Genomic DNA, 20,407 nt, shown 5'->3' on the forward strand with positions numbered 1-20,407 from the left:
TATGATGTTTAAATGATGGAAGGCGTTAGCGGATTGAAGTTCGCTAACGCTTTTTTGTATCTCTATGACCTATTTCTAAGCTGAGTTAGATCCTATGGTGTCTTACTTTCTACAATACCTTGTGCATTCAGTTGGGAAATGATCTCCGCAGTTTTTTCTCTGAATAAATCTCTTAATAAGCGTACGGTCGGTGTGATCGATTGTCGGCTTGGACACACTAACCATAGCTCCGTAGGTGTTGGCTTAAACGTGCGCATCACATTGATGACATCACCAGAAAGTAGCTCGCTTGACATATCTAGACAAGATTTTATCGCAACCCCTTTTCCCGCAACACACCAACGTCTCACAAGGTCGGCGTCGTTCGAAGCTCTATTTCCTTTCAACTTCACTTTATGGTCATGAATTCCATCATTAAATACCCACTCATCTTGCAAAATGTCATGGAGTTGGTAGAGCAACCCATTGTGTTGAGACAAGTCTTTGGGTTCATTTGGTGCTCCCTTTTCAGCTAAATAATCAGGGCTAGCACACAGGATTCTGGGGACATCACAAATTTTAAAACCGTACATATTGGCGTCAGTCGGGGAGCCATAACGCAGCGCCATATCAACAGAATCTCGATAAAAATCTATATTACTATCACTGATGTTAGTGCGGAGTGCAGCGTTAGGGTATTCAAGTAAAAACTCATCAAGCCAAGGTGTGACTAAGTTTCGGCCTAGATCGGATGAAAGCGCAATACGAATTTCACCATCGACAATACCAAGCTCTTCGCGGATGTTGATCTTAGCTTGAGCTAATATTTTTAAGGCTTGTTCACATTCCGGTAAATAACGTTCACCTGCTGAAGAGAGCCTTAGGTGGCGAGTCGTTCTTACAAATAATTCAGAGCCCAACGCGGCTTCAACACGTTTCACGGCGGCGCTTGCAGTCGCAGTGCGCATATCAAGATTGGTTGCTGCTGCGGTGATACTGCGAAACTCCGCTACTTTTAAAATGACCTGTAAGTCTTCAAGAAGCATATTATCTACCTGTATTGAATTATATTCTAAACATGGAGTTGGGATATTTCCTTATCCCAATCTGCAAATGGGTTATCTCTACTTATCTCTTCTAAGTTAGCTTCAAACAGTTAATTTTCAAAACTAATTTGATAATAATTCAAATGTGAGGCTGTTTTTCATTAGCAATCTTTTCACTATCATTTTTCCATATCGACAACGTAGCGCAATACACATTGTATGGACGAAATCTACGATCTAGGGAGACAAGATGACTAAGAAAATCACAATGGGTGTAACGGATTTGTCGTTCCACCGTACAACGGCATCACTGGTTACCAATGTATTGAAAGCGTTGGGGTTCGAGGTAGAGCGTATTTTCTCTCCTCATCAAGAAAACTTTGAGAAACTGAAAGCGGGTGAAGTTGACATGCTCTCTTCGGCTTGGCTTCCATCAAGCCATGGTATCTACAAAGCTGGTGTTGAGGAAGTCGAGCCATTGATCGAGCTTGGACTTCATTATGAACCTTATGCGTTGTGGGGGGTACCTAACTATGTACCCAAAGAAGCGGTGTCTGAAGTCGCCGATCTTTTGAAGCCTGAAGTAGCAAAGAGAATGAAAGCCCAAATTCAGGGCATTAACCCAGGTGCTGGCATAACGCGTTTCTCGATCCAGATGATGAAAGAGTATGGGCTTAGTGATTCGGGTTATGAGTTTTTCACGGGTAGCGAAGGTGATTGCTTCGATGCTTTTGAAAGTGCAGTCGCAAACAAAGAGTGGGTGGTAGTGCCACTGTGGAAACCACAATTCCTGCATTATCGCTATGACATTCGGGAGATTAAAGAGCCTAAAGGTTTGCTCGGAATTGTTGACAGAGCGGTACTTCTTTTAAGACATGACAAGAAGCATTTGTTTAGCGAAGAACAGATTCAGAAGCTCGATTCATTGCGATTCTCAAACGATATTATTGCCGAGTTGGATTATAAAGTTTGCCGTGAAGGTAAGTCACAAGATGCCGTAACACATGCTTGGTTGGTTGAGAAGGACCTGATCTAGTCGCTATGTCGTCTGCAATACCGTTACATTTTTATGTTACCTAATAATGGTAATACGATTATCAAATATTAATTGGTAATAATTCAAATATTAGGCGGTTTATCTGGAATGGAAATTCACTAAGATTAACTCGTCTAATTCAAGGAGAAAGCACAATGTCAGTACCATCAAAAATGAAGGCGATCGGATTTACTCAATCACTTGCGATTACAGAACAAGACAGTTTATTTGAGTTTGAAACGAGTCTGCCAGAACTAAAAAATAATGACTTACTGGTAAAAGTAAGCGCGACTTCAATCAACCCTGCCGACGCAAAAATTCGTATTCGTAATGCCAAAGATAAAACTCTTGAGCAGCCAAAAGTGCTGGGTTATGACGCAGTAGGAGAAGTGGTTGCCAAAGGCCAAGACGTGGAAGGTTTTGAAGTAGGCGACCGTGTGTACTATGCGGGCGACGTAACACGTATGGGGGCTAACGCAGAATATCAAGCCGTAGATTACCGCATTACTTCTCAAGCGCCTAAGAGCTTATCTGACCAAGCTGCGGCTGTTATGCCATTAACAACACTTACCGCTTGGGAAGCGTTGTTTGACCGCCTGCGAGTTCGCCCTGAAGAGAAAAAATCTATCCTGATCATTGGTGGAGCGGGCGGTGTTGGTTCAATTATGATTCAACTGGCTAAGCAATTGACCAACCTAGATGTTATCGCAACAGCTTCAAGACCTGAAACCGAAAAGTGGGTAAGGGATATGGGAGCGGACTATGTGGTGAACCACCGTAACCTTGTCGAGTCGGTGCGAGAGCAAGGCATTCAGCATGTCGATTACATATTTAATGTCGCCGATACCAAAGGGCACTGGGATGCAATGGTAGAACTGATTGCACCACAAGGCATGATAAGTTCGATTGTTGAGTTCGATGGCGGAATCAACCTATCGGCATTACAAGGTAAATCTGCAGGCTTTATTTGGGAGCTTATGTTTACACGTTCACTGTTCAACACAGACGATATCCAGAAGCAGCAAGATATCCTATTCCAAACGGCTAATCTGATTGATGCGGGTCGCATTAAATCGACGCTTACGACAACGTTGCATGACTTTAGCGTCGAGACACTTAAAGAAGCACACCAGCGTATTGAAAGTAGTGCATCTATTGGTAAAACGGCTATTAAATACTGATCTTGATAATTAAATACTTATCTTGATAGTTAAATAATGGTCAGTTCGAATAGAAAAGCCCCTGAACTCTGAACTGAATTGATTTCTGATCGAAACTTCAACAGGGGCTTTGTTTTATTGTCATTCACTTTGCTTCTAGAACCTTCTTGAGTTGAAGCTGGAATAAACTTAATGCAAAGATTTATTAGCGAGTATTGCTAAGCAATGGTTGATGAAGTCTTCATAGTTAGATGCCTTATCGTATTCAATTTTCAATGAACCGTGGAACATCAGTGTCACTGTTACGTCTTTATAGCTTAACCAACAAGTGTAGCCATCATAATCGTGCCGAGCAGAAATTTCTCCCAATTGATATTGGTTATCCAGTTGCTTGCCAGATGAACGAATATAATCAAACACTCGAAGAAACTCTTTAGTTGTGATTTTGTTGTCCATATATCGCTCCAGCTACGTATTCAATGAAAATTTATTAAGTGCTTGTATTTAAAATCATTACGGCTTAATTCTACATTCCGATCACAAAAATAACTCTATGTGCTTTATATAAACCACCTCTTAATTGAACAAGGTGCTACTTCCGACTATTCACTTTATTTTTTCTACATTGGGCCGCTTTTTAGTTTATCCACTATTCTGCCATACACCTTAAATATAGCGTATGTCATAAACAGGCATAACGACGTTGGCTCTTGGATCTAAAGATAACGAGCAGGGAGGTATGGTAGCGTAGGGGGAACTTCGTAGAACAGCGCTTAATAAAACTGATTTAGAAAAGTCACTGAGATGGAAATGCCCAATTGTCAGTTGGAGTAAATGGTTATTCCCCCCTGTCAATGTGAGTTTGGCCTATAGAAAGTGATCCGAAATATTTGAACATAAATATCCTTCCAATAATTGGTTGTCCAACTAATAGGGGGGGAGGGGCGGCATAGATGGTGATTCTATATTCAAAGTTAATGCCTTCTAGGGCTTTCTTTCCCGCACAAACTGTTTCGGCGTCATGCGCGCAATCTGCTTACATTCACGTGTCATGTGTGCCTGATCGGCAAAGCCTTGCTCCAGCGCCAGATCCGCCAAAAATATATCTGGCTGCGCTCGAAGCTGCTCTAAAGTCTGCTTCACCCGTATAATCCGCTGGTAATGTTTAGGAGTAATCCCCAGCCATTTCTGAAATTTACGCTCTCTCTGGCGTTGGCTGAGCGTCCCTAGCTGCTGATGAATAATGTGACCGACATCCTGAGGTTCACATTCTGCAATCAGAGCTTGGGTCCAGCGATATAACGCAGAAATTCTCGCCGATGGCGAACGCGCTGCTTGCAGAAGTACAAATGTCGGGAACGCCGAAGAAGAAAGAGGGTGATCGCCCTCAATCCGCAACGGTCGCTCTAGGCGTTTACCAAACAACTGATAATCGACTGCCGGATGAAAACGCACACCTGCCATCACTGTGCCCGGCGGCAGACTGATCTGACGCGCCAGGGTGCTGACTGGTAGTAGAAGAACCCCCGGTACCTGCCACTCGCCGTCTATCTGCACCTCATTTTGCAAAATGAACATCACTCCTGTACCGGCGTCACTGAGTAATCGCCTACGCACGATTTGTGTCGTGTCAGGTTCTACAGAAACCGACCAGATTGCTTGAATATGGCCGGCTAACATCCCCTGTGGTTTGAAAATATCAAAGTCCAAATTCAAACGTATTGTCCTATTTAGCCTCAACTTAAATAATAAAGTCGTATAATTTACTTTTTATAGTATGGAGTTGAGGTGTAAGTAGTGAATTACGGCTTAGATTAGCCCGAGTTAAGTTATTTAGGTTGGTACACTCCCACCTGTGGCTTGAATGCTTTCACTATTCGGTTCCAACTGTTGATGGCATTGATTGCAATCGTTAGGTTGACCATAGCTTTATCTCCAAAGGTATTCAAGGTGAGCTGATAGGTATCATCACTTACTGGCAGACCAGCCGTCAGCAATTCAGCCCAGCCCAGCGCAACATGTTCCGCATCGCTGTAGAAATGCATGTCTTTCCACGCACTAAGCCCCCAGATACGTTCAGGCTTTTCACCCAGTTTGAGTGCATCTTTACTGTGCATGTCGATACAAAATGCACACTGATTGATTTGCGAAATACGCAACTTTACCAGTTCCCATATAGTCATGTTCATTGTGTCTGACTGACGAAATTGCTCATGGAAATACGCTTCCTGAGTATACAGAATGTTCATTGCCTTTGGCGCTATGTCAATGTATTTTAGTCGTTTTTGCATGGTTTCTCTCCTGTGTTTTTCACATGATAAAAAACGCGCTTAGCAATAGATTGAAGATTTTCGACACTTGTTTGGGAAAGGTAAACGTTCGGTTCAGACTTTCTCAGCTCCCTAGGTAACCAGGCTCAAATTATGATGGTGTTACGAAAGCCAGTAATAAGAGTTCATACTGAATATTAAAGTCTAATATTGGAAAGGCGGGAGTGCCATAAATTCACTCTCATTTCTAACTCGAAAATGTCCATTTCCGCGTTAACGTAATTACTCCGTGGAAGATCGAGCTACTGGAATTTCAATACTTTTTCTCATGGCAAGCTATCGACGTGGAATTGCCAGTTGGTGATGTTGTAGTAGAGAGTATGCATATGAAAAATAATGCTTAACGGTATTTTACACTTTCAATTATCTAGTCCCACAAATCAACTATTTGCACAAAATCTAATATACACCTCACTAATATATTTATTAGTGAGGCATAATTACACCTATTATTTTATATAATAAGACCAAAATTAACGTCATGGTTAAACTCCATAGAAAACAATTAGTAATAGGTGTCTGATGCGTTTTTTAACTTGTTTTGCTTTAACTAGTTCTATTTTTTTGTCAGCTTTGAGTTTTGCTGAAGAGCTAAAGATTTTCACTTGGGAAGACTATATCTCTAACACTCTGATAGAAGAGTTTGAAGAACAGTACGGTCATACTGTTTCTCAAGTTTATTTTGAAAATGAAATGTTGCGTGATGCTGTTGTGTATTCAGGTAAAGCCCTAGCCTATGATTTGTTTATCATTGATGGGCTAACCATTGGCGAACTGGGCAAAGCAGGCATATTAGGGGATTTGTCTAATACTTTGAAGGAAGGCAATGCAAACTTTACAGAGGTGTCTCGCAGAGTTTGCGGAGTTAACGGCATTCCGTACTCTAATGGTGCCATGGGGGTCGCCTTTCGGTCTTCAAGAGCTACCGAAGGTATAACCTCTTGGATGGACGTTTTCGACTACGCATTAGAACACCCTCAAACGGTTGTGATTCCTGATGACGATGTAGATACCATTGCAATCGCATTATTGGCGTTAGGATTTGATCCTATGACCGAAAATGAAGTCGAATTAGCTCAAGCGTATAAACTGTTGATGAAGGTCCGTGAACAGCTATTAGTAATAAGAGCGGGGGTTAGCTATGCCCTAGACACAAAATCGGGCTCTAAAATGGAAGTTGCCGTTATCTATTCAGGAGAAAAAGAACAAATAGCGTCGTATACAGAGCAAGATGATTGGATCTATACCATTCCTCAAGAAGGCACTTTGATGTGGCATGAATGCTTTAGTGTCCATAAAGACAGGCCTATTAGCAAAGCGTCAATAGAGTTCCTTAACTTTATTAACACACCTGAAAGATCGGCATTAAATGCTGAAGAGATGTGGTTCGCAAGTTCGAACAGACACGTCCTGGACTTAGCATCTGATGATTATCTGTTAGATGAAGAGTTGTTCCCAAAGCGATTAGACAGCGGTTCATCGTTTACCTATAAGACACTAAGCAAAGAAGCTTCAAACCTGAGAAGCCAAATACTCTTTGTTATTCATAACCAAAGATATAAAACCAACAAATGAAACTGTCTCTAAAGATCAATTATATTCTACTTCCTGTTATGGTAGTAATTTTCTCCATCGCTGGAGTTTTTTCGTACACCAGTCAAAAAATGCAACTGAACTCGTCGCTATCGGAACAATTACAAAGTGAACTTACTCATATCTCTCATGACCTTAATGAAGCGCTTAGAGAGCTCGATTTTGCGATTAGAATGAGTCTAGAGAACTACTATATTCAAAAGTATCTTATTGAAATATATGATGACACCGCTCAGTACTACACGGAGAAAGAACTGGCGGGGTATATTAATCAATTAAAGCTCAATCACGGTATGATCGAGAGCTTTGCTCTAGTGGATATTAATGGCGAAGAACTTATCTACTTTAATACGTCGGACCCATTTGCCAAATACTCTGCTGATACGGTTGTGACGGATCACCTTGCTGCGATTCAACAAGAATTAGACTTGAAAGGTGTGGCTCGAGTTAATGCCTCTACCTACAAACTGAACGATGGTGTTGAAGGCCCTGAATTTTTAGTTGTAAAGACATTTACACCCGAGCAGAGTTTTACTGTCCCAACTTTTTCTTATGGGCAGACATTACTTACTGCAGTGGTTCGCTCCAAAATTAGGCACTACAATGAATTTCAAGAGTCTGTGAAAAGTAAGCTTGATCCTGGTGCTCAACTGATAATTAGACCTAATACTACCTCGTACTCGCTGGGGAACGAAGAACAGATAAAAGATATTACCCTGCCAGACTATGAATTGGGTTTTCAGTTAATACATGACTTATGGTCTATCAAAATTTGCCTACCTCAAATACATCTCAATGAGTTGTATAAGCCCTTTCAACTTCTTTACGCTGTTATTGTTTTGTCAGTAACGGCTGTCACTTTCTTACTACTAAAGTGGCTTATCGTAAAACAAATCATTAAGCCAGTGGAGATACTTACTAAGAACGTGGAGTCCGTAAATTATGATGACTTAGTCTACATAGAGCGTTCCAAAAGTAACGACGAAGTCTCCATCCTTACCAATAAGTACATTAATTTGATTACTGATCTCGATGATCTGGCAAAAAGAGACTCTCTGACAGGCTTACCAAATAGGAAAAAATTCAATTTAGATATCATGCGTATAATAAATAACTGCACCGAAACAGATACAAAGTGCGCCGTTATCTACTTTGATATTGATAACTTTAAACACGTAAATGACAAGTACGGACATCATGTGGGTGACCACTTATTCGTAGTGTTTGCAGAACGCCTTGTCGAGAGCTTTGTTGATTTTGAGTGGGAGAGTCTGACTATCTCCGAGTTTGAGTTCGCCAGGCTATCTGGAGATGAGTTTGCCATCATAGTTGGTGGATTGGACGACTTAGATATACTTACCGAGTTTTCCCATCGAATTCTCTCTCTCTTTGAGGACGGCTTCGAAGTGGATGGTACTCAATTTGATATTGGGGTCAGTGTCGGTATTTCTGTTTACCCTGATGATGCTAAGTCTGTCACCGAACTGGTTAACAATGCTGATTCAGCGATGTATGCCTGCAAAAATGTCGCGGGAAGAAACCATTATCAATTCTATTCAAAAGAGATGGATAGAGAAATAAAGCGTCATACTCAAATTAATGAAGACTTGAAAGATGCGATTAAATCTAACGAGTTCTATCTAACCTATATGCCTGTTTATGATATCGAAAAAGGTAAGATAAAAGGTGCAGAAGTTCTAATCCGAACGAGCCACGAGGCTCTACTCTCCTACGGGCCAGCGGATTTTATACCTGTAGCAGAATTGTCAGGCTTAATTAAACATATTGATTATTGGGTTTTTGAAAATGCTCTTCAAAAACTGTCCGTCTGGATAGAAGAGCTGGATTTTGATGGTACATTAGCGATTAACTTCTCATCTTGGCAACTCTCTAATTCCGACTTTGTCAATGTACTTTCTGGGTTACTGACACGCTATGAGATTCCAGCCCACATGGTTGAAATGGAAATCACCGAAACCTGCTTTATACCCGGTGATGAACAAAATATAGAGAGACTGAAGGCGTTGAAAGAACTCGGAGTGAAGGTTTCTCTTGACGATTTTGGTACCGGCTATACGGCCTTTAGCCAACTGATAAATTATCCTATTGATACGCTTAAGATCGACCGTATGTTTGTTAACGCAATTGACTCTGAATCAACAGACAAACAGCTTATTGAAGTGATCATAGAAATGGCCAAAATTTACGACCTCAATATAATTGCAGAAGGCGTAGAAACTGTGAGTCAGTTAGATTACGTTCGAAGCAAAGGATGTCAGGAAGTACAAGGGTTCTTGCTATCTAAGCCCTTAAAAGAAGATGATTTTATCGCAGCATGGAAGAGAGGGAGTTTGCCTAAATACAGTTAAATATGTGACACCATAGAATATGGTCTAGTTCTGCGCCTTAGAATGACATATTACTCTGCCCGCTCGATTGATGGCTGTATGTTGTGGCCTGATTAATTTAGCCTCCTGATTAGAATTGTTATCATGAGCTTTGACATGGGTAACGATAAAAAGCCAGATGTACCTCTATTTGAGGCGAGCCAACTTCAGTAAAGCGGTGTTTTCGATACTATATCTAATCCGTATTCTATTAATTTAGCAAAGTCGCTGACTCACATCTGTCCAGAGGCTTCATAGACCTGAATTTTGACTCGTGGCACTTTTCTCTCAAAGTGCCTGCTAGCTCAGATCTGTCCGAAAATAAGTTATAAAAAACGTGAACGGTATTGATTGGGGCTGATCCCTACGACCTTTTTAAAGACACGCGTAAAATTGCTGACATCATTGTACCCAGTCATAAAAGCCACTTGTTCGATGGTGAGTTTATTTATGTTCATTTCGCGCTTGGCGATATCCATCTTGTAACGCAGCCTGTATTGCTGAGGGGTTAAACCTAATACCTTTTTAAATAACCGCGTCAACGTTCGTTCACTGACATAACAAAGCTCAGCCATTGCATGATTGCTTTGCTCGTTTAATGGAGTGTGTTCGCAATATTTTTGTGCTTTCAGAACGATCTTATTGCCGTGGGTATAATCAGGCATAAATCGTTCATAATGAGCCTGCAGTCGCCCGGTAAAATCTAACAGGCAAATATCAGCAACCTCTTTGGCGAGTTCATAACCACCATGACGGGCAATGACGTGCAGTGTTAAGTCCTGAAATGCGAACAAGCCGGAACCGGTAATAATTCGGCCCTCATCAACAACCATCTCATGTTGTTTAACCTCCAACACTTCTGGAAAATCAATAGCAAGCTGGTCGCATAATTTCCAATGAGTTGTCACTGCTCGTTGGTTGAGAAGTTTTGCATGGGCTAACCAAAAAACGCTTGCGCAATTTGCAGCCAATGTTGAGCCTTGTGAGTACCAGTGCTTAAGTGCTTTAAGTATCTTTTCATCATACCGTTTTAATGAGCCGAGATTGCTAGGAGGAATGAACACTAGATCTGGAGTATCAGCGATGTTGATCTGCCCAGGTAGCGTAACCGTGACATCAAAAAGTGGATGACTATTCACATGGTTGGCAATCGATAAAATGTCTTCTATCCCCGCTATAGCAGAGCGCATCGCGTGCTCAGTAACAAGAACGGTGACTGCTATTTTTCTGTTGTCCATATGTGACCTTTTAGTGTCATTTTTGGACATTATATCGTTCTAATGATCGGAGTAAAGTCGTTAATCTCAAATCAAGGAGAATAATGACTATGAACCAAGCACTAATTATTATAGATATTCAAAATGATTACTTTGAAGGTGGTGCCATGCCTTTGAACAACCCTATGACTGTGGCAAACAAAGCAAAGGAGCTATTGACTTTCTACCGTGAATCACAGAAGCCTATCATTCATATTCAGCACCTAGCTGCGAGACCAAAATTGAAATTTATGCTTGAAGGAACGCACGGGCAAAAGATTCATTCTAGTGTTGAGCCTAAACATGGGGAGCGTATTATCACCAAAAACTACCCAAATTCATTTGCGGGAACAGAGCTAAGCGAAGTGTTAGATGAGCTGGGTATTACTCATGTTGTATTAGCCGGTATGATGACACACATGTGCATTAGTAGTACCGCACGAGCAGCCCTAGAGTATGGGTTAAATACAACGATTGCTCATGATGCCTGTGCAACATGCGATTTATCTATTTTCGAACATATCATTCCTGCCAAAGAAGTACATTTAACCGCGCTCGCGGAAGTATCAAGTATCGCTAATATTGTAAGTAGTGAAGACATTATTAGCAGGTAAGCATAATATGGGTAAGCTAGCGTGTAAAAAGCTAGCTTACTTCTGCCCCAAGGCGAGTTACATCTGAATATTACGTTGAAGAATTAAACAGGTTTTGCACTAAAGAAACTAATACTAAGATCTCTATATAAAGCTATCACTTAAGTCAATCCAACTAATTTTTTGACTAGGTTACTAAAAGTATACTAATTGAATTCGCTTTTTAGGTAACTAATATATACCGCAGCAGACAAGGAGCTATGACTTCACTTGTCTATCCAATCTTTATATGCGGAGTAATTAACAATGAGCAACATTCTTATCATCAATGCCCACGAGCCATCGCCATTTTCAGAAGGCAAACTTAATGCGTCTTTGGTTGACAAAGCTGTTACACTTTTAGAGCAAAAAGGACATATTGTTCGCGTTGTGACCATGCAAGAAGAGTATGTTGTTGATGAACAATTGGCCCACTTTCAATGGGCTGATCGAGTCATTCTGCAATCCCCTGTTAATTGGATGACGATCCCTTGGTCTTTCAAGAAATATATGGATGAAGTGTTCACAGCCGGAATGGGAGGTGCGTTGTGTGCTTTCGATGGCCGCAGTGAAGATGAACCGACTAAAAACTATGGTACAGGCGGTACACTTACAAACACCAAGTACATGCTTTCTCTAACATTTAATACTCCACAAGAATCGTTTAATAGCCAAGATGAATACCTATTCCAAGGTAAAAGTGTGGATGATTTGATGTTCCACATGCACGCAAATTTCCGATTTTTTGGTATGTCTGCACTGCCTACTTTTGCATGTTACGATGTTATGAAGAATGCCGATATTGAGAATGACTTCGCTCGATTTGAAGCGCACCTCAACGAAGTATTCTAGTAACGGTCTGGATTCGTTTTTAGCGAGGCTGTATGAAAGCAAAAGTTGAAATAAATGCAAAAGGACACAAAAGTGTTATTCATGCCTGCGGCGAGCCATGTGCTATTGAAAAAGGAATGAGGATTTTAGGAGCTAAATGGAAAGGTTCAATTATCTATCATTTGAAAGATGGTCCGGTTCGGTTTAATGATCTTTCACGCATGCTCGGTGGCGCAAGTAAGAAGATGGTAGACCAACGCCTAAAGGAACTCGAAAACGAAAATATGGTGATACGTCGAGTGCTAAATGAAAAGCCGCTAGCCGTAAGCTATGAGCTTACCGAGTTTGGAAGAAGTGCCTTGAATATTCTTGATGAGTTAAGAAAGTGGTCGGAAAGTAACGATATCCAACTCAAGTAATTTCAATGAAAGTTAACATTGCAAAAAGGCAACATCTTAAGGTGTTGCCTTTTTTATACGAGAGTTATTCGGAACTGTCTCGTTCTAGCAAGCTACATTTAGTAATCTAACGTACCTCGGATTGGATAATGATTATCTGGGTCGCGAATCCAAGCTAACCCCCGTGTAAGTGCACCAAGTTCAGGTCTCACAAATGGGTTGTTTGATAGATCTACTACGTGAACATTTCCATGCTCATTAATTACAAATAACCCCGGCTCTGCAAAGTTATGGTCAGTCTCTTTTTCAGAGCGCGGTAGTGAAATGTAAAGTCCTAGCATTTTCATTTGTTGCTCACTTAAACCATAAGCAATCGGGAAGCTTATATCGAGCTTTTCTAGATGTTGTTCTAATTGTTCCTTTGAATCGCCAGAGACAGCCAGAATATCGACACCGGCATCGGAAAAGGCTTGTTTATAAGTTTCTATTTCATTCAAGTATTTTGTGCAAAGTGGGCAGTGTTTACCACGATAAACGAATACAGCCTGCCAAGTAGCTTCACCTTGTGGCTGACCTAACTTCACTTTTGTTCCATCTATTTTAGTTGCTTCCAATACAGGGAAAGTAGCACCTGCTTTCAGTTTCTTTGAGTATCCCATCTTGGCTCCTTGGATTTAACTATTACTAAGTAATTCAAAACGTAGGGCAAGATCAGAATAGTTTCAACTAGTATACTTTTGGTAACCTAGATAAGGAAACTGTCCATTTCTTCCAACTACAATCGTGATGACCAAATCAAAAAGGAGTTCATCATGGTGGTTTTCAACAAAACAAAACGAAGTGGCGTCAAAAAGCCTTTTCGGCTTGAGGAAATTTGGCGGATCAGAACCAGATTAGAAATTGAAAATAATTTGATGCAGCTTGCGTTGCTCAACTTAGCTATTGATAGCAAACTTAGAGCGAGTGATTTGCTCGTTCTCAGAGTTTGTGATGTATCTTCGCAAGATAGGATATTTAATCGCGTTAAACATATTCAGCGAAAAACGGGCATTGAAGTTCAATTTGAGATAATGACAAGAACTCAACAAAGCCTAATTAAATGGATTTTGATTGCTTCACTAGGCAGCAGAGATTTTCTTTTTCCAAGTCAAAGACGTAAGCACAAAGCTATAAGCTATTCGTACTACCGCTATCTAGTTAGAAAGTGGGCGTTAAACCTTGGGTTAGATCCGAACCTATATGGTACTCACTCGATGAGACGAACAAAAGCGACACTGGTCTATGCAAAAACTAAAAATATCCGAGCGGTACAGCTTTTACTGGGGCATACAAAGGTAGATAACACTATTCGCTACCTTGGTGTCGAATTAGAAGATGCATTGTTACTTTCAGAAGGCACGGATTGTTAGTCGAAATGAACCCTATTTAGTAGGGTTCCTATTGTTCACCGACAAGGTGTTGCCCCAAAGTTTCTCAGCCCCACCAAAGAAACTCACCTGAATACTCTAGAATAAACCCAATTAATCTAATCCGTGCAATTGTTAAATCATGCATAGGGTTTCCGCAATTCCCCTCTAAAACTACCTTTACATTCACAGAATAGATTGATAGTTGTTAAGTTTCATAATGATTGGCGTAACATAGGCAGAATTTAACTATAGAGATAATCCGTCTATAAAGTGTTTGCTTTCACTTTCAATTACTACACGTATTAAAGTACTAATGTTGAGAGTCGCGAGCTAGGCGTATTAGAAGGTATATATGAAATATATTTGTTTGCTTTTATTGCTATTTTCAGGTTTTGTTCGAGCCGAAAATTGGGCAGCTCATGAGAAGATAGATCCATTTACGGATAGGGTGTCTTTTGATGTAACCACTCAAGCACATAGTTCCACTTCAGGAGGTCTAGCTGAATTTCGATTCTTCTGTGATTCAGATTCTGTAAAGGTCTATGAAAGTGAAAATGCTGGTTTTGGAGATCTTCAATATCGCACAATGTCTGTTGAGATAGTCTTTGAAAATGCTCATTTTAACCCCTTACACAAAGTAGAGTTAACTCTTCGATTAGATAAAAACACACCTGGCACTTTGAGAGTTAAACCAATTAACTCTCAAACATTACAATTTAAAAATGAGTATGCCTTGTTCAAGGCGATACTCCAAACTCAAAAGCTTGCACTAAAAACGGAATCGTGGAACGGCGAAGATTATTGGATATTTGATGTGGCTAATTTAGATGAATACCTCCTCAAATTTGAAAATATTTGTCCCGAGCAAGGTGTTATTGACGCAAGAAATACTGGAATCACCTCTATGAATGAGTACTTGGAGATTCAGAAAGCTAAAGAGCTTGAGAGGGAAGAGAAGAGAAAGAAAGATTTGGAAAAAGCTAAGATAAAAGCAGAGCAAGCTCGTCTTGAACAAGAGCGTAAAGCTCAAAAAGCGTTGCTAGTGGAAACCAAAGCTCCCTCTACTGAACGTTCACTCCATATCACCAGTGAAACTGAACGTTATGGAGCTATATACACTCAACTTATAGAGACAAATCTATTATTGGCGAATTCTTACAAAGGAAAGAGTTGTAAGATTAATTTACGTCTGATCCCAGCGGGTTCTAGCGCCATTTTAGGTAGCTTGTCTGTTTTAGATGGAGACCGTCGCCTGTGTGCTGTGACTAAAAGAGCTGTGGCACAAGTGGGGTCGTATCCATTACCTTCAGACCCAGAGGTTATATCTAAAGTGAAGGATATTAATTTAATCATTGAGGTTGAGTAATAGTGGGAATGGCGCTTACTCATATTAACCCTTAAATCGACGTACACACTCCAGTGCTTGGTGTGTAGGTCAAAAAGCCGTGTCCGTACTCGCGGTTTCTTAGCATTTTGATTGTAGAGCTATGCGGTTTGACTTGAGTAATCTATATCGCTTTTATAAACGCTATTGCATGTTGTTCGTTAGCGCTACATTCTTTGATTATTCGTGCAACCAAGGGGTTAAGCTCATACGAAATGTCGATCCTTACAAATAAGGACTTAAGGTGTTATACAGCAAACACTATATTCCGAATCTTGAACAAGCCTGAAACTACCTTATTAAGTTGAATTGTACGGTTTGGTTTGAAGAGAACAAAGAGTTAAGTGACTTTGCCGTACTTATGTTAATTCATGATTTACTAATGCTAGGATTTCCGAAACTCATTTCTGTCCAGAGGCTTCATAGACCTGAATTTTGACTCGTGGCATTTTCGAGCTAGAAAATGCCCCTTTAACATTGTCCTCCATAAGTGCGTGTTCGCAGGATAGACGAATTCCCCCAAATACAGCTCATATAACACCAAAATTTCATTACACATGATAAATGGGTACCATCGTGAGATTCTTGCTTCAAATGAACATGCCGATTTTTGTCCTGCAAATCACTTTTAGAACATTACAAATCATGGTGATTAAGTGTCTGAAACCTTCACTAAGAGCGTTTGAGGGGGCGGTAGAGGCTGTTTTTGATAACTAAATCGCAGGTTTTACATAATAGGAATAGTGACACTGATTGTTGATGTGAAATTAAGATGCTTGGTCTTTTGGCGCTTTCTGGTACTTTAAGGTAGATAATTTACTAAGAAAAAAGGTTGAGACATATGATTGTTGTTGATGTTCCTACATTGAGTAAGCGTCTTGTTGAGTCTGGTGTTCCTGAGAAAAAAGCGTCAGCCATTGCCATGGGAATAAACCAAGCAATAAGTGACTGTAACGTCGTATCTAAGTCTTTCTTGGTGGCAAAGATAAAAAAAATTGAAAAGAAATGGTCTCAAAAACTTTTTGCAGTCATTTTTTTTAGTGTGCTACTTAATGCTTTGATGATGTATGTAGTTTTAAAAGGTGAATTTTGAACCATTTAACGTAACTGTACTCGATGAGCACCTAAATCAAGCGCTAGCTCGACGCAACTTCCTTTGCAATATATGTGGTTATCGATGATTTGCTAGATTAGTGAAAGACCTGAGAAACTTTGCCCAGAACCTTCATAGGAAGAATCTTTACCCGTTTGTGATCATCAGGCACTTCTAAAAATACCCTCAAGCAATTGGCTTGAGGGTATGCTCTAGGTTTCAATTTTGCGTCTTCTGGTTTAATTGGTGGGACATTGCACCAAGTTCTATTCCTCAAGCAAGGAAACGGCTCACCTTCAAGCCTCAGTAGGCACTGCATTCCAGATAAGCCGACTTAACTTGCTATGATTTTTCTTTTAGCATCTCCCGCACCACATAATGCAGGATACCACCATGTGTGAAGTAGGTGGCTTCAGTGCTCGTGTCGATACGCGATAACAGATTGCAGCGCTTATTCGTGCCATCGGGATAGTTTATAAGCATGGTGTATGTCTGCCCGGGGTGAATTTCTCCTGATAGACCTTCTATGTTTATGGTTTCTTTGCCACAGAGCCCAAGGCTTAGCCTGTCGGTGCCTTGTGGGAACTGTAACGGTATAACGCCCATACCGATGAGATTGGAACGGTGAATTCGTTCATAAGACTCGGCCACTACTGCCTTCACACCTAACAAGCGGGTGCCTTTTGCTGCCCAATCTCGGCTCGATCCTGTTCCATACTCTTTCCCGGCTATCACAACCAAAGGGGTGTTATTTTCCTGATACTTCATGGCAGCATCGTAAATCGTCATTTGCTCACCGGTGGGTATATACGTGGTATAGCCGCCTTCTACATTCTGCAGCATTTCATTTCGGATCCGCACGTTGGCAAAGGTTCCTCTCATCATGACTTCATGGTTTCCTCGTCGTGAGCCATAAGAGTTGAAATCTGCAGGCTCCACACCATGAGATTGCAAGTATATACCTGCTGGAGTGTCTGGTTTGAATGAACCTGCTGGAGAGATATGATCGGTCGTAACCGAGTCACCCAGTAGCGCTAATATGCTCGCATTTTTTATATTCTCAATCGCGTCGGGTTGTGTTTGCATGCCGACGAAAAATGGTGGCTGTTGAATATAGGTCGAGTTATCGGACCAAGTGTAGACTTTACTTTCCGACGCTTTAAGCGCTTTCCAGTTGTCATCACCTTCAAACACTTCGCCGTATTCCTTATGAAACATCTCGGTTTTTACGCGCAGCATGGCTTCATCGATTTCTTGCTGAGTTGGCCAGAGATCCTTGAGATAGACGTTATCTCCATTAGCATCAATACATAAAGGGTCTTTAGTTAGGTCAAGCCGCACATTGCCTGCAAGCGCGTACGCGACCACCAATGGTGGCGAGGCCAGCCAGTTAGTTTTCACCAGAGGATGAACCCGGCCTTCAAAGTTACGATTCCCTGAAAGCATTGAAGCGACGGTAAGATCGTTATCTATAATGGCCTTTTCTACGACAGGCGGCAAAGGACCGGAGTTACCAATACAAGTGGTGCACCCATAACCCACCAAGTTAAACCCCAGTTGGTCTAAGCTTTCCTGAAGTCCTGTGACTTTTAAGTAATCGGTGACGACCTTGGATCCCGGAGCAAGAGATGTCTTAACCCAAGGCTTGGTTTGCAATCCTCTTTTTACTGCTTTTTGGGCTAGCAGCCCAGCGGCGATCATGACGCTCGGGTTCGATGTGTTAGTACAGGAGGTGATTGCTGCAATGACCACCGAACCGGGCATCAGATGCGTTTTCACACTGTCGATATCTAAATTAGCGTTGGTTATCCGTTGAGCGTTATTGTCGGTACTGTTCTTATCTTTGTTTCGTTTAATTTTCTTATCTTTTTCCTGTGGTGTCACTTCAGTTGTTTTCATGAAAAGGTCGAATGCTGACTTAATATTTTTAAGAGCCACGCGATCCTGGGGTCGTTTAGGCCCGGCGACACTTGCTTCCACTTTATCCATATCAAGTTCTAGGTGGTCAGTGTAAATCGGTTCATGATTTGGCTCGCGCCACAACCCTTGAGCCTTGGAGTAAGCCTCAACCAAAGCTATCTGAGAGGCTTCTCGACCGGTAAGCTCTAAGTATTTTAGTGTTTGCTCATCGACCGGAAAGAAGCCACATGTTGCGCCATATTCAGGCGCCATATTGGCAATTGTTGCTCGGTCGGCTACGGGCATATCTTTCAATCCATCCCCATAGAACTCGACAAATTTACCAACAACCCCTTTTTTTCGTAACATCTCGGTCACGGTGAGCACAAGGTCGGTTGCATTAATGCCTTCACGCAATTTTCCGGTAATTTTGAAGCCGACCACCTCCGGGATAAGCATAGAAACTGGTTGGCCTAGCATGGCGGCCTCAGCTTCGATGCCGCCCACTCCCCAACCTAAAATGCCTAAGCCATTAATCATTGTTGTATGTGAATCGGTCCCTACAAGCGTATCAGGGTAGGCAATCGTTTTTCCGTCGAATTCTTTATACCAGATGGTCTTACCCAGATACTCTAGGTTCACTTGGTGGCAGATCCCCGTTCCTGGAGGAACCACGCGGAAGTTATCAAAAGCTTGTTGCCCCCATCTTAAAAATTCATAACGTTCTTGATTTCGTTGCATTTCAATACTGACGTTATCTTTGAAGGATGAAGTATCACCAAAATGATCAACCATTACCGAGTGGTCAATCACTAAGTCAACAGGGGTTAAAGGGTTAACTAATGCAGGATCTTGACCTGACAGCCGTACCGCTTCCCGCATCGCTGCCAGATCCACGACGCTTGGAACGCCAGTAAAATCTTGCATGAGAACTCGAGCGGGTCGAAATGGGATCTCGGTATCAGACCTGCGCGATTTGAGCCACTCAGCCATGGCATTTATATGCGTTTGAGTGACCGAAAAAGAGTCTTCATTACGCAAAAGGTTTTCCAGCAGGACTTTCAGACAAAAAGGTAACTGGCTTAGATCGCCCAATGTGCTTTCGGCTTTTATCAGGCTGTAATAGTGATAGTGCCGACCGCCCACAGTTATAACTGAAAGTGTATTCAAGCTGTCTTTACTCCATTGTTCGCTTGGCATGAAGTGCCTCCTATAATGCTGTGCGTGATACGACTCTTTGTGAGCATGCCGGCCTTGTTGATTGACCAACAGACGCGTTCATAATTTAGTATGACAAACTTTAGGAAAAATGTAGGTCGTTCTATTGAAGATCCGGAGCAACGTCGATGTTTCGCTGAAATCAAGTTGAGATGATTGACGAATGTCACGAGTAAGATTTTGTACTAAATAGAGACAGTTGCAAAAAGCCATGAACCGTGGAACATGCCTCTGGCGACATACCCCATACTTCCTATCCAGCGACAACATTTCTATTGATATAATCGGCATTCTGGCTTCTGCGTAACCATACTTTTTCATGGAAGAAGTAAGCCACAGAGTTTATTGCAGGTTCGATTGTTGCCATTAAACCACCGAGGAAAGCATCGCCTGTTAATGCATAAGTTACCGTAAACGCAACGCTAAAGTGAATGGTGGCAAAGCTGGCTGTTTTCACTTGAGTCATGGATTCTCGGCGTTTTAGAAAGGCGACTTTTTGCCAAATTTTTTCATGTAGATAAAAAGCACCCGTATTAACTGAAGGCTCGACCATGGCAATCAAACTACCGAGTAGGAAGTCGCCTGTTAAGCTAAAAGCGACCAAGGTTGCAATGGTAAAGTGAATAGCTGCAAAAGTGATTGTCTTGATCATCGTATTATCCTAAAGCGGTTCATCTGAGTTGATAGAACCATTATCGATAATTATTCTCATTTACGGAAGTGGATTGATTCTATGGTAGTGATAGGTTTTGACAA

18 protein-coding genes are annotated in these 20,407 nt (G+C 41.4%); 10 read left to right on the forward strand and 8 right to left on the reverse strand.

The annotated features are described in order from the left end of the window. Positions 1 to 92: 92 nt before the first annotated feature. Positions 93 to 1,025 carry a LysR family transcriptional regulator gene (locus tag ACED48_RS14155; protein WP_017058044.1) on the reverse strand — a complete coding sequence of 311 codons (933 nt, stop codon included), beginning with the start codon at positions 1,023 to 1,025 and terminating at the stop codon, positions 93 to 95. 268 nt (positions 1,026 to 1,293) lie between these two features. Between ACED48_RS14155 and ACED48_RS14160 the strand changes: the two genes are divergently transcribed. Further along, complete coding sequence (locus tag ACED48_RS14160; protein WP_029627225.1) at positions 1,294 to 2,061, forward strand: glycine betaine ABC transporter substrate-binding protein; 768 nt, start codon at positions 1,294 to 1,296, stop codon at positions 2,059 to 2,061. Between the two features lie 155 nt (positions 2,062 to 2,216). Continuing rightward, entirely contained in the window at positions 2,217 to 3,242 is a 1,026-nt protein-coding gene (locus ACED48_RS14165; protein WP_017058046.1) for a zinc-binding alcohol dehydrogenase family protein, read from the forward strand. Positions 3,243 to 3,410: 168 nt separating this feature from the next. On the opposite strand, the gene ACED48_RS14170 is transcribed toward ACED48_RS14165, so the two are convergent. From ACED48_RS14170 to ACED48_RS14180, 3 genes are all read right to left on the reverse strand, one after another. Continuing rightward, the gene (locus ACED48_RS14170; protein WP_017058047.1) at positions 3,411 to 3,677 is read right to left on the reverse strand and encodes a DUF3081 domain-containing protein; all 267 of its coding nucleotides are present in this window, start codon (positions 3,675 to 3,677) and stop codon (positions 3,411 to 3,413) included. Between the two features lie 528 nt (positions 3,678 to 4,205). Next, entirely contained in the window at positions 4,206 to 4,937 is a 732-nt protein-coding gene (locus tag ACED48_RS14175; RefSeq protein ID WP_017058048.1) for a helix-turn-helix domain-containing protein, read from the reverse strand. A 113-nt stretch (positions 4,938 to 5,050) separates the two neighbouring features. Further along, on the reverse strand, positions 5,051 to 5,512 hold the full coding sequence (locus tag ACED48_RS14180) for a carboxymuconolactone decarboxylase family protein (protein ID WP_017058049.1): 462 nt from the start codon (positions 5,510 to 5,512) through the stop codon (positions 5,051 to 5,053). Positions 5,513 to 6,073: 561 nt separating this feature from the next. On the opposite strand from ACED48_RS14180, the gene ACED48_RS14185 reads away from it, so the two are divergent. After that, the gene (locus ACED48_RS14185) at positions 6,074 to 7,126 is read left to right on the forward strand and encodes an extracellular solute-binding protein (protein WP_017058050.1); all 1,053 of its coding nucleotides are present in this window, start codon (positions 6,074 to 6,076) and stop codon (positions 7,124 to 7,126) included. After that, positions 7,123 to 9,513 (forward strand): bifunctional diguanylate cyclase/phosphodiesterase, encoded by a 2,391-nt coding sequence (locus tag ACED48_RS14190; protein ID WP_017058051.1) that lies wholly within the window; start codon positions 7,123 to 7,125, stop codon positions 9,511 to 9,513. Before ACED48_RS14185 ends, ACED48_RS14190 begins: the two co-directional genes overlap by 4 nt. A gap of 344 nt (positions 9,514 to 9,857) precedes the next feature. Here the strand turns inward: ACED48_RS14190 and ACED48_RS14195 are convergent, their stop codons facing one another. Further along, positions 9,858 to 10,769, reverse strand: coding sequence for a GlxA family transcriptional regulator (locus ACED48_RS14195; RefSeq protein ID WP_158006795.1), 912 nt, complete (start codon positions 10,767 to 10,769; stop codon positions 9,858 to 9,860). Positions 10,770 to 10,858: 89 nt separating this feature from the next. Here ACED48_RS14195 and ACED48_RS14200 point away from each other — a divergent pair, with 89 nt between their 5' ends. The 3 genes from ACED48_RS14200 to ACED48_RS14210 all read left to right on the forward strand — a co-directional run bounded on the left by ACED48_RS14200 (position 10,859) and on the right by ACED48_RS14210 (position 12,669). Then, on the forward strand, positions 10,859 to 11,401 hold the full coding sequence (locus tag ACED48_RS14200) for a cysteine hydrolase family protein (protein WP_029627226.1): 543 nt from the start codon (positions 10,859 to 10,861) through the stop codon (positions 11,399 to 11,401). Positions 11,402 to 11,686: 285 nt separating this feature from the next. Beyond that, complete coding sequence (locus tag ACED48_RS14205; RefSeq protein WP_017058054.1) at positions 11,687 to 12,271, forward strand: NAD(P)H-dependent oxidoreductase; 585 nt, start codon at positions 11,687 to 11,689, stop codon at positions 12,269 to 12,271. A gap of 32 nt (positions 12,272 to 12,303) precedes the next feature. Next, entirely contained in the window at positions 12,304 to 12,669 is a 366-nt protein-coding gene (locus ACED48_RS14210; protein WP_017058055.1) for a helix-turn-helix domain-containing protein, read from the forward strand. A gap of 98 nt (positions 12,670 to 12,767) precedes the next feature. Here ACED48_RS14210 and ACED48_RS14215 read toward each other — a convergent pair whose 3' ends face one another. Further along, positions 12,768 to 13,307, reverse strand: a complete 540-nt coding sequence (locus ACED48_RS14215; protein WP_017058056.1) for a redoxin domain-containing protein — start codon at positions 13,305 to 13,307, stop codon at positions 12,768 to 12,770. Positions 13,308 to 13,460: 153 nt separating this feature from the next. Here ACED48_RS14215 and ACED48_RS14220 point away from each other — a divergent pair, with 153 nt between their 5' ends. The 3 genes from ACED48_RS14220 (at position 13,461) to ACED48_RS14230 (ending at position 16,534) form a co-directional block, all read left to right on the forward strand. After that, positions 13,461 to 14,057: a tyrosine-type recombinase/integrase gene (locus tag ACED48_RS14220; RefSeq protein WP_017058057.1), complete on the forward strand. Its 597-nt coding sequence runs from the start codon at positions 13,461 to 13,463 to the stop codon at positions 14,055 to 14,057. Positions 14,058 to 14,409: 352 nt separating this feature from the next. Next, entirely contained in the window at positions 14,410 to 15,423 is a 1,014-nt protein-coding gene (gene tolA / locus ACED48_RS14225; protein ID WP_017058058.1) for a cell envelope integrity protein TolA, read from the forward strand. Between the two features lie 859 nt (positions 15,424 to 16,282). Next, on the forward strand, positions 16,283 to 16,534 hold the full coding sequence (locus ACED48_RS14230; protein ID WP_017058059.1) for a hypothetical protein: 252 nt from the start codon (positions 16,283 to 16,285) through the stop codon (positions 16,532 to 16,534). 342 nt (positions 16,535 to 16,876) lie between these two features. Here ACED48_RS14230 and acnA read toward each other — a convergent pair whose 3' ends face one another. Together acnA and ACED48_RS14240 are read right to left on the reverse strand one after the other, a co-directional pair. Beyond that, positions 16,877 to 19,633, reverse strand: a complete 2,757-nt coding sequence (acnA, locus tag ACED48_RS14235) for an aconitate hydratase AcnA (protein WP_017058061.1) — start codon at positions 19,631 to 19,633, stop codon at positions 16,877 to 16,879. Positions 19,634 to 19,904: 271 nt separating this feature from the next. Then, on the reverse strand, positions 19,905 to 20,303 hold the full coding sequence (locus tag ACED48_RS14240) for a DUF2061 domain-containing protein (protein WP_017058062.1): 399 nt from the start codon (positions 20,301 to 20,303) through the stop codon (positions 19,905 to 19,907). Positions 20,304 to 20,407: the final 104 nt, after the last annotated feature.

This window comes from Vibrio sp. 5S239 (assembly GCF_041439575.1).
Lineage (GTDB): Bacteria > Pseudomonadota > Gammaproteobacteria > Enterobacterales > Vibrionaceae > Vibrio > Vibrio kanaloae.

Coding starts and splice junctions, on each gene's coding strand:
- ACED48_RS14180 (WP_017058049.1), bottom strand. CDS start 5,512: ATGCAAAAACGACTAAAATACATTGACATAGCGCCAAAGGCAATGAAC.
- ACED48_RS14170 (WP_017058047.1), bottom strand. CDS start 3,677: ATGGACAACAAAATCACAACTAAAGAGTTTCTTCGAGTGTTTGATTAT.
- ACED48_RS14155 (WP_017058044.1), bottom strand. CDS start 1,025: ATGCTTCTTGAAGACTTACAGGTCATTTTAAAAGTAGCGGAGTTTCGC.
- ACED48_RS14230 (WP_017058059.1), top strand. CDS start 16,283: ATGATTGTTGTTGATGTTCCTACATTGAGTAAGCGTCTTGTTGAGTCT.
- ACED48_RS14215 (WP_017058056.1), bottom strand. CDS start 13,307: ATGGGATACTCAAAGAAACTGAAAGCAGGTGCTACTTTCCCTGTATTG.
- ACED48_RS14195 (WP_158006795.1), bottom strand. CDS start 10,769: ATGGACAACAGAAAAATAGCAGTCACCGTTCTTGTTACTGAGCACGCG.
- acnA (WP_017058061.1), bottom strand. CDS start 19,633: ATGCCAAGCGAACAATGGAGTAAAGACAGCTTGAATACACTTTCAGTT.
- ACED48_RS14200 (WP_029627226.1), top strand. CDS start 10,859: ATGAACCAAGCACTAATTATTATAGATATTCAAAATGATTACTTTGAA.
- ACED48_RS14165 (WP_017058046.1), top strand. CDS start 2,217: ATGTCAGTACCATCAAAAATGAAGGCGATCGGATTTACTCAATCACTT.
- ACED48_RS14240 (WP_017058062.1), bottom strand. CDS start 20,303: ATGATCAAGACAATCACTTTTGCAGCTATTCACTTTACCATTGCAACC.
- tolA (WP_017058058.1), top strand. CDS start 14,410: ATGAAATATATTTGTTTGCTTTTATTGCTATTTTCAGGTTTTGTTCGA.
- ACED48_RS14190 (WP_017058051.1), top strand. CDS start 7,123: ATGAAACTGTCTCTAAAGATCAATTATATTCTACTTCCTGTTATGGTA.
- ACED48_RS14210 (WP_017058055.1), top strand. CDS start 12,304: ATGAAAGCAAAAGTTGAAATAAATGCAAAAGGACACAAAAGTGTTATT.
- ACED48_RS14220 (WP_017058057.1), top strand. CDS start 13,461: ATGGTGGTTTTCAACAAAACAAAACGAAGTGGCGTCAAAAAGCCTTTT.
- ACED48_RS14185 (WP_017058050.1), top strand. CDS start 6,074: ATGCGTTTTTTAACTTGTTTTGCTTTAACTAGTTCTATTTTTTTGTCA.
- ACED48_RS14205 (WP_017058054.1), top strand. CDS start 11,687: ATGAGCAACATTCTTATCATCAATGCCCACGAGCCATCGCCATTTTCA.
- ACED48_RS14160 (WP_029627225.1), top strand. CDS start 1,294: ATGGGTGTAACGGATTTGTCGTTCCACCGTACAACGGCATCACTGGTT.